This window comes from Bdellovibrionales bacterium (assembly GCA_016716765.1).
GTDB lineage: Bacteria > Bdellovibrionota > Bdellovibrionia > Bdellovibrionales > UBA1609 > JADJVA01.
Genome location: JADJVA010000020.1, coordinates 246,824 through 262,060, shown reverse-complemented (window position 1 = coordinate 262,060; position 15,237 = coordinate 246,824). Strand labels below are relative to the sequence as shown.

Sequence of the window (15,237 nt, the reverse complement as noted above, 5' to 3'; positions counted from 1 at the left end):
TGCGAATTCGCGAAGGCGATCAGAAGATCACTCTAATACATTTTAAATAATCGGGTGAGGGTTTTGAGATGCTGAGAATTTTTATTCGTGCACCTATGGGTGTTCTTATGCTTATGGCGCTCTTCTCTTGTACCAAGGACGAGGCAAGTTCGTCGGACGGGGCAGAAGCCCTCTCCAATATTTCTGAATCGGCGATGGCGGAGGCGGGGCAACAATCGACGTCCACCGAAGGAGCCAGTTCTCCGTCCTTTACTTTAGGAGAAGGACTGTCGACTGATTTTCAATCAATGGACTATCTTGACCCTCAGGATGCGCTGAAACCATTGGCCGCATGCACATTTTCTTCAGCGAGAAGCACTTGTTCCAGCAATGTCAGCACAATTTCCTGGGGAGGCTGTACAATTGGGACTGCCACGCTCACAGGTGGTTGGAGCGAAGCCTGGTCGTCAGGATTCTGTAGCGACGGGAATCAGCCAACAGCTTTGACAAATGGAACCTCAGTCACTCGCACATCATCTACGGGTCAAGTTTTGACCTTTGCCTCAGGAGCCACTTTAACAACAGATACAATAGCCCACACGACCTATGACAGCACCTCTATTCCCGGCACGGGGATCACGATTTCAAACAGCGGTGGCACTCGAACTGTGGTTATCAATGGTCTTCACAAGGTTCTCGTGGGTCCAAGAGGGCTCAAGTGGTTTGATCACACATTGACATCAACTGGCCTGACCGTCAATGGGACGAGGTTTGATGGCAATCGAATTGTCACTGGATCAAGCGTTCATTATCACAACCTAGCCGAATACAAAGCGACCCACACATTCAATGCGGTTACGTGGGGGTCTTCAACTTGCTGTTATCCAACCTCGGGATCAGTGTCTTCAACCTTGACGGGCAGCCGAAGTGGCACAGTGAGCTTGTCTTTCACCGCAAATTGTGGAGAGGCCAATTTTACGGACACAGATGCTACTGTATCGTCGGTCACACTCAGCCAGTGCAATTGATAGCTGTGACAAATTTCTGTGACTGATTCCGTCGATTTATTTACCGTTCGACGGGCAAGACATCTAAATCCTTCTGCCGCATTTTTCTCAAATCAGAAGGAAGGCAATCGGCGATCCCTCGGGCGAGGGATCCGATGAGGATTGTCTTGTGGTGTTGGCGCCGATAGACAAGTCCAATCTCGCGTGCGGGAATGGGGCGTTCAAAGGGGATAACCTGAGAATTTGGTCCAATCGACTCCGTTGCAAGATAGGGGAGTAAAGTATATCCTCCATAGGAATCGACCAATTGCTTCAGGGTTTCAAGACTTCCGCTTTCAAAACGGTACTTCATCCGGAACCCCCTTTCTTGTTTAATTGTACAGACATCTAAAATTTGATTGCGCAAACAGTGACCCTCTGCGAGTAACCAGATATCCTTTAGCTTCAGCTCGGACTGTCGGATTCGTTTTCGTTGACTGAGTTCGTGGTTGTTTCCACAAAGAACATAAAATGGCTCGTAATAGAGCGCTTGTTCGTGAATTTTTGATATTCCAAGGGGAGTAGCCAACAAACCAACGTCGAGACCGTCGCGTTCCAATTCTTCGATTATGCGGTGGGTTTGCATCTCTGAGATTTGCAGCTCCAGGTGAGGAAAATTGCTTTCCAAAATTGGCAACAGACGCGGCAAAAGATAGGGCGCTACTGTTGGAATAATTCCAATACTGAGACTCCCCTGTGTAGCATCCGTTTGGCTTGAGCCGATTAAATCCACGATTTTTCTAGCTTCGAAAAGAATTGTCTGGATCTGTTCAATGAGTTTTTCTCCGGATTCAGTGAGGACACATGGCTTTAAGCTTCTGTCAAATAAAGTGACCCCAAATTCTTCCTCTAGTTTTTGAATTTGCATGCTGAGTGTTGATTGAGTTACATGGCAAGCCTCTGCCGCTTTGCCAAAGTGTCCAAGCTTATGAACTGCAACAACATATTCGAGCTGCGTCAAAGAAAAGTTGAGTTTTGATTTCACGATTAACTCCTTGTGACAATTTGGCACGTCCCAGAAAGATTTGGAGCCTCTATTTCCCTTTTTTTAACACGATCGATAAAATCGATCAATAAATATATTTTATCGATTTTACAAATCACATGATTTTGGCGTACTGTGAAAAAAGATGAAATTGGGTTTAGAGCCCACAAACGACAAAAGAGGAGATAATATGAACACACTGATCAATACAAAAATTCCAGATTTTACGGTTCAAGCCTATCACAACGATAGTTTTAAAACAGTGAGCAGAGCTGATCTCACTGGTAAGTGGTCGATATTTTTTTTCTATCCAGCTGATTTCACATTCGTGTGCCCTACCGAATTGGGTGATTTGGCCGACAAATACAGCCAATTAAAAGAGATGGGCGTAGAGGTCTATTCGGTCAGCACCGATACTCACTTTGTTCACAAGGCCTGGCACGACGCTTCCGAAACGATCAAAAAAATAAAATATCCTATGTTAGCAGATCCGACAGGTCACCTCTCTCGTGCTTTTGGAGTGCACATTGAGGAGGCGGGTTTGGCCTACCGAGGGACATTTCTCGTTGATCCAGACGGAAACATTAAGCTAGCCGAAGTCCAAGACAATGGCATTGGTCGAAACGCTGATGAGTTGGTCAGGAAGACAAAAGCCGCTTTGTATGTGGCAAGTCATCCCGGCGAAGTTTGTCCCGCAAAATGGCAGCCTGGAGATAAGACGTTAAAGCCTGGCTTAAATTTGGTTGGAAAAATCTAAACAGATTCGGAAAATTGAAACAGCCGAGAGCAAGTGTTTGAGTGGACCTGACCAGGAGGAACTGATGTTAGAGACGCAATTGCATGAACAGTTAAAATCCCTTTTTTTGGATCTTGAGGGCTCAGTGGAGCTCATGTATGAACCAAGTTCTCACGAGGACCAGACTCAGTTAGTTGAGTTACTCGATGGGGTTGCTGCGACCAGTTCAAATGTCTCGTCTCAATTGAGCGTTCCCTCCGACGGACGGCAGTCCAGAGTTCCACAGTTTCACTTCGCATATAATGGAAGCCGCACGGGAATTACCTTTAGAGGAATTCCCGGCGGTCATGAGTTCAGTACTCTCGTATTGGCCATATTGAATGCCGATGGAAAAGGGAAGTTTCCAGATTCAATCTTGATCAAACGAATCAAGAAACTCAAGGGACCTATTTCGATCAAGTCCTATATTTCTCTGACCTGCGAAAATTGTCCGGATGTGGTGCAGGCGCTCAATCAAATGTCTCTGCTGCATGCAAGTTTTCGCCACGAGATAATAGATGGTGCATACGCTCCAGATGAGATCGAGGCACTTGGCATTCAGGGAGTTCCGAGTCTTGTTTCGAACGGTAAACTGATTCATTCAGGCAGGATTAGTCTTTTAGATTTGTTAACCAAGCTCGAGAAGGAATTTGGAATAGTCGAGGGAACAGAGGAGTCCGTCGACTTAGATTTGGGTCATTTTGATGTGGCCGTCATAGGAGGAGGTCCGGCGGGAGTTTCCGCCGCCATCTACAGTGTTCGCAAAGGGCTTAAAACAGCCCTAATAGCAGAAAAATTTGGCGGTCAGGTCCAGGAAACCAAAGGAATAGAAAATCTCATATCAATTCCTTATACGGAAGGTCCTCAATTGGCTGCAAATTTGAGTCAACACGTGGCTTCTTATCCCATCCAGGTTTTCGAGAATAGAAAAATTCGAAGTCTTAAAAGTAAAGAGAAAAAGGAGATCGAATTAGAGAGCGGCGAGATTCTTTCCGCTGATTCGGTGATAGTTGCGACTGGGGCGAAGTGGCGAGAGATTGGCATCCCAGGAGAGCGAGAATACCTCGGGCGAGGAGTTGCCTTCTGTCCTCACTGTGACGGACCCTTCTATAAGGGAAAAAAGGTTGCTGTTATCGGAGGAGGTAATTCAGGAGTTGAAGCTGCAATTGATCTTGCTGGTATCGTGCGCGAAGTTGTATTGGTGGAGTTCATGGATCAGCTAAAAGCGGATAATATTTTGGTCGAAAAATTAAAATCGCTTTCTAATGTATCTGTTATCACCAATGCCAAATCCCATCAGATTCTGGGAGATGGCCAAAAAGTGCATTCGATGGAATATTTGGATAGAAAAACAGAGAAGATGATGAAAATTGATCTTGATGGCATTTTTATTCAGATTGGTCTGGTTCCGAATAGTGCTTTTTTAAGAGATGTCGTGGAATTGAGTAAATTTGGAGAAGTGATCGTAGATGGCAAGGGTCACACTTCGGTGCCTGGGATCTATGCGGCCGGAGATGTAACGACAACCCCCTACAAACAAATTATAATTGCCATGGGCGAGGGTGCCAAAACGGCTCTGGCGGCCTATGAAGATCGAATTCATAAAACGAATTCATAAACAGGGGCATAGGACTTAACGCAAGCAGGGATACAAACAATAACTAGCAGGAATGACCAATCAGCGAGAACTTGTTGCCTCCGAGTCATAGAATGGTCTATGAATGCACTTCGAATGTGCTGAACTCATTAGCGGAGGAATTTCATGGATCCAGCAGAAGAATTTTATCGAAACATAAAAGGTAATATGGGTTCATTTAAACTTGTTGTAGCTGTGGTTGTTCTGATTGTTTTGATGATCAGCGGAACATTTATTATCCCTCCGGGACATCGGGGGATTTTGATTACCATGGGAAAGGTTTCTCCCGTGTTTGCTCCAGAGGGATTTGGATTTAAACTTCCATTTGTGACGACAGTCATGCCAGTTTCTGTGCGTCAGCAGTCAGTGAGCGCAAAGGCGGAATGCTATTCATCCGACCTGCAGCAGATCAATGTCGAGTTGAAGATTCTGTATCGCATTCCTGAGAATGGGGTGGTGACGGTTTTTCGTGATTACTACGGAGATCCTTTCGATAGTTTAATTTCACCTCGAGTGAGCGAGGCGCTCAAGGAAGTCACAGCATTGCAGAGTGCTGAGCAGATTGTGAAGAAGCGAGAAGAGATTAAGGCGAGAACTCTTGAAGGCGCTCGGAAGAAAGTGGGAGATCTCCTTGTCATAGAGGACGTGGTTATCCAGAATGTGGCTCTTTCTAAAGAACTTGAAGCAGCCATTGAAGCGAAAATGGTTCAGGAGCAAGAGGCCGCAAAGGCAAAATTTACTCAGTTAAAAACTGAAATTGAAGCTCAGACGGCAGTTATTCGTGCCAAAGGTGAGGCGGAAGCCATTCGAGTTCGCGGGCGGGCCGTTCAGGAGAATCCAGGACTCGTTCAACTGCAGATCGTTGAGAAGTGGAACGGAATTTCTCCTCTTGTGGTTGGAGGAGGCAGTGGGGCCAATATTTTACTTCCAGTAGAAGGGCTTAAATCCAGATGAACTCTCTACAAAGAGGAATTTATCGGTATGCGATTTTGGTTTTGGTTATCATTGTCTCTATTCGATTTTTTCCTCTTTTTGTTCGCTTAGGTCAGTTTCTATTTCTAGCGCTTCGTGGATATTGGTGGATTCTATTGCCGGTGTTCATTGCAGGATGGAGAGTCTTAAAGTCCAGGAGGCAATTCTCGAGGGAGCAAGCGGACCGTCTGTCATTTGGCAGCCAAAATATTCGTGATGTCACTCATAGCGTGACAAATTCTCCAGACGGTTCAAAATAGCTAGAAAAAGGAGAAAGTTTTAGTGTGAAGAGATCTGTTTTATAGTTTAATAATTTGTTTCAGTGCTGGCAGCAACCGCGAGCTGATTTCGAACTTACCCAAAACCATAAAGGCTCCAATCGTTTCAATATCTTTGGAGGTGATTGATGAGCCATTAAGTCCGTTGAAAAATGAAAATATCACAATCTGGGGGTATTTTGAATGTACCTCTCGAATGAGTTCTACCCCATTTTTAATTGGCATGTTGGTGTCCGTGATAATTACGTCTGGGAGCCAATCTTTGACGATATCCTCGGCTTCAGCTCCGTTGTGGGCGAGTCTCACTCTAATTCCAATAAATTGGAAGATCAGGTCTGAAGCTATGTCACAAAACAGATGATCATCATCCACAAATAGAATTTTGCATTGGATCTCTGTCTTCATATTAGCCTCCTAGTGAGGGCAGTATATGAATTTTTTCGAAGCAGTCGTCGGTATTGGGAAGTCCGGTCGTCTTAACTTAAGGATTCAGGCAAAGTTGACCTCTGTTGACGAAATCTGGAAGGGGTAATTCCCGTTTTCCGTCTAAAATAGTCATTAAAAACCGATTTGGAATTAAACCCGCAATCCATGGAAATTCCGAGCAAATTTAAATGATCATTCCTTGGATCATGCATCAAACGCAATGCATGCTCAATACGCATACCATTGATGAGGTCATAGAAATTGGTATTTAACCCTTGATTGATCACTTGGGACAGTTTGTAGCTTTTTATTCCCATTCTGGTGGCGATATCAGCTAGTCGAATCTGCGGCGTGAGATAAAGGTGACTTTCCTTTAAGAGCTTAATTAGAGAAGAACTCAGCGACGTCAATTCCTCTAAATTGAGTTGAACCTCATCGTTAGGAGGTGGTTTGAGATCAAGCTCAAAAAAGTCTGAGGCTTTAAGTCCATAGTATGTGAGACCCAAAAGGGCGAGATTGGTTAATCCTCCGCCATATATCCAGAGTTGAATATCTGGTCCTGTCAATAGATCAAAAAAAGTGAGTAATATTGACAGATAGCAGACGTTCAGCAAAAATTGTAGCCATGGCAAATGCAATTCAACAAGACTGGATCTTTGATTTCTTGCTTGATTTTTGACTTCAGCAATCAATCTCCTAGCATTCCACAAATATGGAATCATCAGAACGAATCCGACAAAGGATCTGAAGTACTTATCAAGAGAAAACTGAAGTGGAATGAGATAACCATATAAGTACCAGGCAATACCGATTAGAAAAGGAATGCCATGGTACCAATGAATGTCCTTCAATCGAAAATGACCTTTAGTTAGCGAGTACACATAAAGATAAAGCAATGGTGGGGAAGACAATTCAAATGGATAGGCTGAGCGATAAAGAAAGGGCCACAGGGGAATAAGAGGTTCATTCACATACATAGTGATCGAAAGCTGGGAAAGAAATCGGCAGCATATGAGTATGAGCAAAAGAGTTGTGGAAAGCCGTGGCGCCCTGGATCCGATCAGTACGGCCGTAAGGACGAGAATCAAAGCTGCGGAAAGAAACAGCGACAGTAAGGTTAACAATTGGTCAGCGAAGTCCATGGAAGGATTATCTCAAATCTAATAGTCATTCGTTTCTAAAAAAATGACGTTCGCCCAACTAGTCGAATTTATTTGGCACGAGACGCTGGAAATTCCGGGTCAGAATCTGAAACGGTCAAGTCTCTCTGAAATATTCAATTATTTTTAACCTTCTAAACTCAAATATTCTCGCAATGTCTCGCGCGATGAAAGGTCCCAAAATATTTCCACCAATCTTTGCTAATGGAAGTTGATAAACAACCTTGTCTAGGATGAAAGTGCCGCCGGCAAAGTCATAAAATAAATGGGTGTGTTCCCAAACTTTGTATGGTCCTGCAATCTGAATATCCCTAAACTCTTTTCCAAATCGCCAAGAGTTGATTTTTGCTTTCCAACGAGTTGAAACCCCGTGGATCTTTAACTTGTATTCAATTTCAGTTCCTTCAGCAATTTGCTCAGTTGTTTTTCCTAAAACATGAAAACCCAAGAAACTTGGCGTTAATTTTTCTAGATTTTTCTCATCGGCGAAAAAATCAAAGACAAAATCTCTGGATTTTGGCACCCACTGTTCCACCTGGAACAAACGATCATGCTTTGAACGCTTCCAGCTGTACAAATTTTCGAGTGCATCGGCGATTTCTGGAAATTCAAATGCGAATCCCAGCCTCATCAGGACTGATGGTGCTACCTTTTGACTGCTGAGGACAACTTCGGCCATTTTACCAATGGCCAATTTAAGAGCAAAAGAAGGTGCTTTTAGAAGGGCCTTTGTTTTTAAGGCACAAGCAAGTTCTTTTGTAAATTCAGCGTTAGTCACAGCATTTGGACTTACGGCGTTGATTGGTCCTCTCGCTTTTTCATTTATTAGAGCGAAGAGAATAACTTTTACGAGGTCATCGATGTGAATCCAACTGATCCAGTGGCGCCCATGGGAGAGTGTTGCGCCCAGATTATTTTCAAATAGGGGAACCATTTTGGCCAATGCTCCACCCTGATGAGACATGACCAGACCAATTCGAATTTGAACGCAACGAGATTGAATTTTCTTTGAAGCTTCCTCCCACTCTACGCAAAGGCGGGCCATGAAATCATCTGCTGGCCCAGTAGCTTCTGACAAAATATCGTTGCCACGGTCGCCATAGTAGCCAATTGCTGAGGCCGAGATGAAAGCGGATAAATCAGGTGCGTGTTGGTTGAGTGCAGTGACGAGGTTTTTCGTTGCAGGGATTCTTGAATCCCATATTCGCTTCATTTGTGACTTCGTCCACCGTCCTTTGGCTATGGGCTCGCCCATCAAGTTGATGGCGTAATCAACACTGAGTGCCTCCTTTGGAGGCAGAGAGAGAGAAGAATCACTCCAAACATAATACTCGCATGGCAATGTGAAAAACTGCCTAAATTCCTTTTCCGGTCGCCGCCCAAGAATCACCAAATCATAACCTTCAGCAATCAAGGCTTTGGAAACCTCAACTCCAACCAATCCGGTTGCTCCGGTGATGAGAATTCTTTTTCCGTTTTTCATTGGTCATACATACTCTTATATTTCTGAAAGAGCAAGATTGGGTATTATTGAGGTGTGGATCGTAATTTTTTTGATTTCAACTTTAGCATCAAAAGGGCGAGGAGCGGCAAAGTCCATAATATCAGGCCAATGAGACCGCCAGATGGGCTTCCGAATGGCGCTCCACCGATTTGTCGATTGTTTCCAATTTGATTGAGTCGCCCTGAGGCGAGGGCACAACCGGCTGGCATTTTTGTCTTTTCACCATCGCCTCCGGCCTGAGAAGTCTGACTTGCGTTGTCTGGCGATCCCGAATCTGGGGTCGGAGTCGTTGTGGATGGAGAAGTCAGACGAATGTCCACGCAATTGACGTAGAGCTCGCCGGGTTGATCATCCATGACTTGAACCAACCTCAGTGTGCAGGCTTCGCAGGGAGTATTTGGCAGCTTGACTGTCGCCGAGTGGGTTCCCCTGGTCTCTGTGTCCTCTTTACGAAACAACTCATTGGCAGGAAGTTCAAAGGACTGATCATTCGCCGGTGAAAACTGTACCAAGAATCGTCCAGGGTGTTCGATTGTTTCTCTCCATGAGAATGTCAAATTGGAGCCTGCCGCAAATGTGACTGAGTTTGCTCCTCTAGCAACGCCACCACAGGGGTTGGTTGTAGAGTTAGTTGTTTTCGTGCTATCTGTGGTGCCGGGTCGGGGAGTGGGAGAGGTCAGCGCCACATGGGCGTGGCTGTCCAAATGAGTAAGAGGGAAAAGAAGGAAAAGTAACAATAGTCTCACGATAGTCCCTTCGTCGTTTCCTGGAGAAAGCTCAAGTGCTTGCCTCAATAATTGACGTATTTATTGGTTCGCCTCAAAAAGACACAGTTCTACGGACTTCTTCAGGTACTCTTCGATATTCGCCTCGGAGCTCTCTGCGCGCGAATAGACTTTCGCCTCATCTCCAAAGGAGCAGGCGATCTCTGCGTAATCATATCGGCCTCCTGGAAGGCCATCGTCAGCAGAGCAATCCGGACAGAACTGGAGCGCCTCAGACGAATCATAACCCCAGTCATCTCCATCAACACAAACTTCATTGCTGTCTACCAAAACGCAAATGCGATTGACATGGCGGCCATCAGTGAGGCCCGGAGAATACCGATTGATCCGACACAGGTAGGAAGAGCCTGAAAGGCAATTGGCTTCGACTTTTCTAATGGCATTCAATTTTGAAAACCTGAGGTCTGATTTTTGCGAAGCCATGTGAATCTTGGGTAAATATCTATCTCCGCAATTCTGAAAACTGAGAAGCATTGGAATTGTTGTTGCCAATAGGATTAGCCATCTAGATACTTTCGTCATGAACGACCCTCATGTTGACATTCTCGCACAGTAATATGAATCCGCGAAAGAGGCTTGCCACTTTTGTCTCACATTGAAGCAATAAAAAGAACGGTCACTGGCAAAAACCCGCAGAGGATATCAGTGATCTGAAATCATTGACTTGAAGTCACTATGTGAGATCATTTTGGGACTCAATGCACTTGCTGATGGCATAAAACTGCTCATGTTGTCTATGTGATCGCCAGCAGCAATGTGTTCCTGAACTTGAGCCTGAGCCTGAGCCTAAGCCTGTTCCTGAGCTGTCTGAGACCAAACTGCCGGAAGTCAGAAAAAATGGTTGGAAATGAGGTAATAGATGAAGCCATTAAAGAATCGTGAAACTGCTGGTCAGTTACTAGCTCAAAAACTTAAAAGTGCAGATTGGAAAAAGGCATCCGTTCTTGCACTTCCAAGGGGAGGTGTGCCAATCGCTTGGGAGATTGCAAAGGAACTCAAGCTTCCCTTGGATGTCTTGTTAGTTAAAAAAATTGGAGAACCTGATCAGCCCGAATTTGCCATTGGTGCTGTTTCTGAGGACGAACATCCAATTTGGAATCAAGAATCCATCTCTTTTCTTGGTCTTGAAAAGAGGAAACTTCACGATTTGTCTGAGAACACCCGCAAAATAATTCTTGAGCAAGAAAAAAGGTGGCGCAAGGGGCGCACTCCCTTGGCCGTGAAGGGCAAAACGATCATTTTGGTAGACGATGGTTTGGCCACGGGGATGACCATGCATGCAGCCGTTGAATTTTTAAAGCGAAGGGGGGTCAAAAAAATCGCGATCGCTGCTCCTGTGGCGTCTCGATCGGCGGTGGATTCATTTAAAACAAAGGTCGACCAAATTGTCGTGTTGCAAATTCCAGAGCCATTTTTTTCGGTGGGGCAGTGGTACGAAGATTTCACACAAGTCACGGATGAGGCTGTGACCAATTTTTTGGCTGGAACACCCCAGGTAGAAGAGACTAATAAGGCCGTTAGGATTTAGGTCTATAAATTCTATGGCCAACAATAAACCGATTTTTGACTACATAGTGATAGGCTCTGGATTTGGCGGCAGTGTCAGCGCACTGAGGTTGTGCGAAAAGAATTATTCCGTTCTTGTTTTGGAAAAGGGCAAGCGATTTGCGACTAAGGATTTTGCAAAGAGCAATTGGCATGTCAGACGATATCTGTGGTGGCCCCTCTTAAAATGCTTTGGCATTCAGCAAATTCATTTTTTTAACAAGGCTTTCATTTTGAGCGGAGTTGGGGTTGGTGGTGGTAGCCTTGTTTACGCCAATACCCATATGTATCCAGACAAAGAGTTTTTTCGACAAGGTTCTTGGGCTCGATTCGGGAATTGGGAGGAAAAATTGAAGCCCTTTTATGCTTTGGCAAAGAAGATGTTGGGAACTGTTCCCGTTCCGAAGCTGCACGTCGAAGATCAAATATTTCATGAAGTCGCCACAGGTTTGGGAATGGGACATACCTTTGCCCCGGTCGAGGTCGGAGTTTATTTTTCAGAGTCAAAAGAGGAAGTCGATCCCTATTTTAACGGCGAAGGTCCATTGCGAAAACCCTGCACCGAATGCGCAGGCTGCATGGTGGGCTGCCAGCATTTGGCCAAGAACACCCTGGATTTGAATTATCTCTATTTGGCACAGAAAAAGGGCTGCCAAATCAGGGCTGAAACTTTGGTTACGAAGATTGAGAATAAAGGTGATGAATACTGGATTCATACACGACAAAGCACCAGTTGGAAGTTTTGGCAGACAGAAATTTTTCGCAGTAGAGGTGTCGTTCTATCGGCCGGCGTATTAGGAACCATGAAGATTTTGTTAGAGCAAAAATTCAAATTTCAAACGCTGCCAAAAATTTCAGATCACTTGGGTAAAGATCTGCGAACAAATTCTGAATCCTTGTGTGGGACGGCATTGGCTGATCGTAAACTGAACAATGGCGTGGCGATTTCCTCTATTATTCACCCCAACGACAATACGTTTATTGAGATTTGTAAGTATCCCAACGGCAGTGGTCTGATGGGTCGACTAGGGGTGTTGGCGGCGGGGCCTGGTCCGGCTCCTGTCCGAATTTTTAAATGTTTAGGACAGATTCTATCAAAGCCCGTCTCTGCGATTAGGTTTTTCTTTGCTCAGGGATTTGCAGAAACGTCGGTATTCTTTTTAGTGATGCAGACAATCGACAACTCGATGAAAATGATTTTACAAAAAACAATTTTTGGTTGGAAAATGAAAATGCAAGAGGTTGAAGGTCTGCCCGTGCCCGCCTATATCGAGGTCGGTCAGGAGGTCATGCATAGATTTTCTAGAAAGGTGAAGGGACTTTCCATAAACGCCATTCACGAGGTGCTTTATAATTTGCCCTCCACCGCCCATATATTGGGTGGCTGCCCGATGGGTGCTGAATCCGACACCGGCGTGATCAACGATAAGTTTCAACTCAATGGCTATGATAATTTTTATGTGCTGGATGCGTCGGTGATTTCTGCCAACTTGGGAGTCAATCCCAGTTTATCGATCACAGCTATTTCAGAATATGCGATGTCGCTCGTACCCGAGTCCGGCGGAAGGGGAATATAATTTTGAGAAATTTCACTAGAGAGAAATTAATTTCCTAAGTGGTGCTCAAAATATTTGGTATAGGTTTTAAATGTTTGAGCGAGTTTCGATAAGGCGGGCTCAATTTCTTTTGTTTTCTTTAAGCTATCAGCCACCGCGAATAGGTCAGAAAGTATGACGTGAAAAGTTTCATCTTGCGCATTTTCCATCTTGCAATTGTTTATGATGTTTTGGGCAGAGGTTGAAATGAGATCACTCAGTTCTTTGGAGTCGTTGTCCGTAGCTTTTTTTGATTTTGAAAGAGCCTTAAGGCTTTTGAACTGCTGGTGAATGGCAGCCATATTTTCCTTCATCGTCTGATCAACCGGCCATTTTTTGCCATGATTCAAAGACAGTGAGTGAGTTGAGCTCTCCTTTTCTTCAAGGACGCCCGTCGATTCGCTTTTCTGGTGTTGGTGGTGTTGTTGGCCCTGGTGCTTAGTTTCATCAGCATAGGCATTGCTAAGGAATAAACTTATCACCAATACGACAGAAATATTTTTCATGTTTCTCCCCGAATTTCCTCTGTTGCATCACAGGAATGAAGTGACTTTAGCGATTACATTTTCAATCACAGTCTCTTTGAGACTTTCATAGAATATGATTTTTGCGATATAATTGTCAACGATTAGACCCTTAGCTATTGCTGAGGCAAGGCAAGGCAAAGCGAGTCCTTGTCGGGTTCTGTCTGATTTCCTCTGATGCTTGTGAGTCTGCATCTATCGGTCGATCAGACCTTGAATATGTTCGAAATACAAACCTGAACTAGGTACTCCAGGTAGGGCAGTAGCTTTGTATAGCCAGGTTATGGAGCCATCGGCCGCAATGCCGGTCCATCCACCGGCAGGGCGTTCAAACATATATTTGTTCACCGTAGAGGGGAATACGGTCGGTGTATACCAGTATCCGTAGCCAGACATATAACCCCAGCATTTTGTCACGTCGCTCGTCGTGATTCCGCAACCCGAAGTTGAACCTGTATTCAATTCCGCATAGGTTTCTGTATCAGCTGATAGAACTGGAATATGAGAATGTGTGGTGTTTCCGGTGCCGAGCTTATAGTTAGAATTGCTACCCCAGCACATGAGACGTTGATCAGCAGAGCGAATTCCGCAGGCGAAGGACGACGAGACACCGATTTTTGTGAAGGTATCGGTGACAGCTGAAACAACCACCGGCTGAAGAACCGCAGAGAAGGTGCCACCTGATCCCATTGAATTGCCCCAACATTTGATTGCATTGAGACTTGTCATACCGCAGGCATAGGTGGAGGCGTTTTTGACAGAGAGATAGGTCTCTGTCACGTCAATCCAAGTTGGCGAGAAGTGATTTGCGGTGTCTCCAGTTCCCAAATTTCCGGTGTCGAAGGTGCCCCAACACTTTAGTTTATTGGATATCGTGACGCCACACACTGACTTTGATGTCACACTGACATCAAGGTAAGTTTCGCTTGCATCAACGGGTACGGGGATTGTTGAAGAAAAGGCTGAATTTGTTCCGTTGCCAATTCTTCCGTATGAATTCGTGTCCAGACAAACCAATCTATCATCCATCAGAATTCCGTAGACGAATTTACCGTAGGATGAAATTTTCTTGAAGCTCATATCGCTTGCAATAAGGCTGGGCGTGCCTCGCGAGGAGCTATATTTCGAATTCTTAAATTCACTGGTGTACCAACAACGAAGCTTATCTTGTGTGTCCAAGCCACAGTATTCAGAAACTTGCTTCCATTTCACCGAGGTGCCCAAATTTTTAAAGTTGTCCACGGGATAGCTGTATTCATGTTGAACATTTGCTAGCGAACCCAGGCATTTGGCCCGACCCGCTTGCGTGACTCCACAAGCTCCACGAAGGGAGACGTATTTGTCATAAGGATCAGCTATCTTAGGCCAGGAATTTTTTGAAGATGTGGAGTATGACCCCAATCCCCAGCATTTTACAGTGCCATCAAGAAGCAATCCGCAAATGCGGCCAGTTTCTGCCGTTGAAATGGATTGGTATTGAACACCAGGGTCGATTGGAAAGGGCGTCGATGTGTAGATGCCTTGCCCATAGAAATTACTGGGATCGTAACCGAAGCAAAACACTTCGTTTCCTATCGTCAGTGCACATGCAAAATTTGAAATATAGGCGATATCTTTGAATTGGTTTGGACCTGGGATGAGTTCGGGAGCGGAAAGTGTGTTAGAAATGTTCGCCCAATATTGTTTGCCCCAGCATTTAAGCGAACCGGAGGTCGTAATGCCACAGGATCCACCACGGATTCTGACGTGCGAATAGGTGTTTCCGACATCGACATCAACGGGGGCATATTGATCAGTTGAAGAACCGTCGCCGACAGGAGTTTTTCCCCAGCACTTCAGTTGACCAGCCATCGAAATTGCGCAGGAGAGATAGCCAGTCGTATCAACATACTGATATTTGGTTCCAGCATCAATTTGGAACGGTGAGCGAGAGTCGGAGGTCGTTCCATTTCCAACTGCCCCATTGGAGAAGGTTTGATCACCCCAGCAATAGAGATCATCAGCGCTCGAAATTCCACATACCACAT

Annotated in this window: 15 protein-coding genes; 7 read left to right on the top strand and 8 right to left on the bottom strand. The window is 45.0% G+C overall.

From position 1 onward, the window contains the following. The first annotated feature begins 68 nt into the window (after nucleotides 1-68). A complete protein-coding gene (locus tag IPL83_09990) occupies nucleotides 69-1,007 on the top strand; it encodes a hypothetical protein (protein ID MBK9039477.1) in 939 nt (312 codons plus the stop codon). 40 nt (nucleotides 1,008-1,047) lie between these two features. Here IPL83_09990 and IPL83_09985 read toward each other — a convergent pair whose 3' ends face one another. Then, nucleotides 1,048-2,010 carry a hydrogen peroxide-inducible genes activator gene (locus tag IPL83_09985; protein ID MBK9039476.1) on the bottom strand — a complete coding sequence of 321 codons (963 nt, stop codon included), beginning with the start codon at nucleotides 2,008-2,010 and terminating at the stop codon, nucleotides 1,048-1,050. Nucleotides 2,011-2,200: 190 nt separating this feature from the next. Here IPL83_09985 and ahpC point away from each other — a divergent pair, with 190 nt between their 5' ends. The 4 genes from ahpC (at nucleotide 2,201) to IPL83_09965 (ending at nucleotide 5,653) form a co-directional block, all read left to right on the top strand. After that, a complete protein-coding gene (ahpC, locus tag IPL83_09980; GenBank protein MBK9039475.1) occupies nucleotides 2,201-2,767 on the top strand; it encodes a peroxiredoxin in 567 nt (188 codons plus the stop codon). 64 nt (nucleotides 2,768-2,831) lie between these two features. Beyond that, a complete protein-coding gene (ahpF, locus tag IPL83_09975) occupies nucleotides 2,832-4,403 on the top strand; it encodes an alkyl hydroperoxide reductase subunit F (protein MBK9039474.1) in 1,572 nt (523 codons plus the stop codon). Between the two features lie 144 nt (nucleotides 4,404-4,547). Beyond that, nucleotides 4,548-5,375, top strand: a complete 828-nt coding sequence (locus tag IPL83_09970) for a prohibitin family protein (GenBank protein MBK9039473.1) — start codon at nucleotides 4,548-4,550, stop codon at nucleotides 5,373-5,375. Further along, nucleotides 5,372-5,653, top strand: a complete 282-nt coding sequence (locus tag IPL83_09965; GenBank protein ID MBK9039472.1) for a hypothetical protein — start codon at nucleotides 5,372-5,374, stop codon at nucleotides 5,651-5,653. Before IPL83_09970 ends, IPL83_09965 begins: the two co-directional genes overlap by 4 nt. A gap of 39 nt (nucleotides 5,654-5,692) precedes the next feature. Here IPL83_09965 and IPL83_09960 read toward each other — a convergent pair whose 3' ends face one another. From IPL83_09960 to IPL83_09940, 5 genes are all read right to left on the bottom strand, one after another. After that, nucleotides 5,693-6,076, bottom strand: coding sequence for a response regulator (locus IPL83_09960; GenBank protein ID MBK9039471.1), 384 nt, complete (start codon nucleotides 6,074-6,076; stop codon nucleotides 5,693-5,695). 71 nt (nucleotides 6,077-6,147) lie between these two features. Beyond that, nucleotides 6,148-7,239, bottom strand: a complete 1,092-nt coding sequence (locus IPL83_09955) for a helix-turn-helix transcriptional regulator (GenBank protein MBK9039470.1) — start codon at nucleotides 7,237-7,239, stop codon at nucleotides 6,148-6,150. Nucleotides 7,240-7,354: 115 nt separating this feature from the next. Next, nucleotides 7,355-8,740: a TIGR01777 family protein gene (locus IPL83_09950; GenBank protein ID MBK9039469.1), complete on the bottom strand. Its 1,386-nt coding sequence runs from the start codon at nucleotides 8,738-8,740 to the stop codon at nucleotides 7,355-7,357. A gap of 44 nt (nucleotides 8,741-8,784) precedes the next feature. Further along, entirely contained in the window at nucleotides 8,785-9,507 is a 723-nt protein-coding gene (locus tag IPL83_09945; GenBank protein MBK9039468.1) for a lytic polysaccharide monooxygenase, read from the bottom strand. 60 nt (nucleotides 9,508-9,567) lie between these two features. Continuing rightward, nucleotides 9,568-10,068 (bottom strand): hypothetical protein, encoded by a 501-nt coding sequence (locus IPL83_09940; protein ID MBK9039467.1) that lies wholly within the window; start codon nucleotides 10,066-10,068, stop codon nucleotides 9,568-9,570. A gap of 337 nt (nucleotides 10,069-10,405) precedes the next feature. Between IPL83_09940 and IPL83_09935 the strand changes: the two genes are divergently transcribed. Both IPL83_09935 and IPL83_09930 read left to right on the top strand, forming a co-directional pair. Next, a complete protein-coding gene (locus IPL83_09935; GenBank protein ID MBK9039466.1) occupies nucleotides 10,406-11,074 on the top strand; it encodes a phosphoribosyltransferase in 669 nt (222 codons plus the stop codon). 13 nt (nucleotides 11,075-11,087) lie between these two features. Then, on the top strand, nucleotides 11,088-12,668 hold the full coding sequence (locus IPL83_09930; protein MBK9039465.1) for a GMC family oxidoreductase: 1,581 nt from the start codon (nucleotides 11,088-11,090) through the stop codon (nucleotides 12,666-12,668). 26 nt (nucleotides 12,669-12,694) lie between these two features. Here IPL83_09930 and IPL83_09925 read toward each other — a convergent pair whose 3' ends face one another. Both IPL83_09925 and IPL83_09920 read right to left on the bottom strand, forming a co-directional pair. Then, nucleotides 12,695-13,192 (bottom strand): hypothetical protein, encoded by a 498-nt coding sequence (locus IPL83_09925; GenBank protein MBK9039464.1) that lies wholly within the window; start codon nucleotides 13,190-13,192, stop codon nucleotides 12,695-12,697. 213 nt (nucleotides 13,193-13,405) lie between these two features. Beyond that, complete coding sequence (locus IPL83_09920) at nucleotides 13,406-15,235, bottom strand: hypothetical protein (GenBank protein ID MBK9039463.1); 1,830 nt, start codon at nucleotides 15,233-15,235, stop codon at nucleotides 13,406-13,408. Nucleotides 15,236-15,237: the final 2 nt, after the last annotated feature.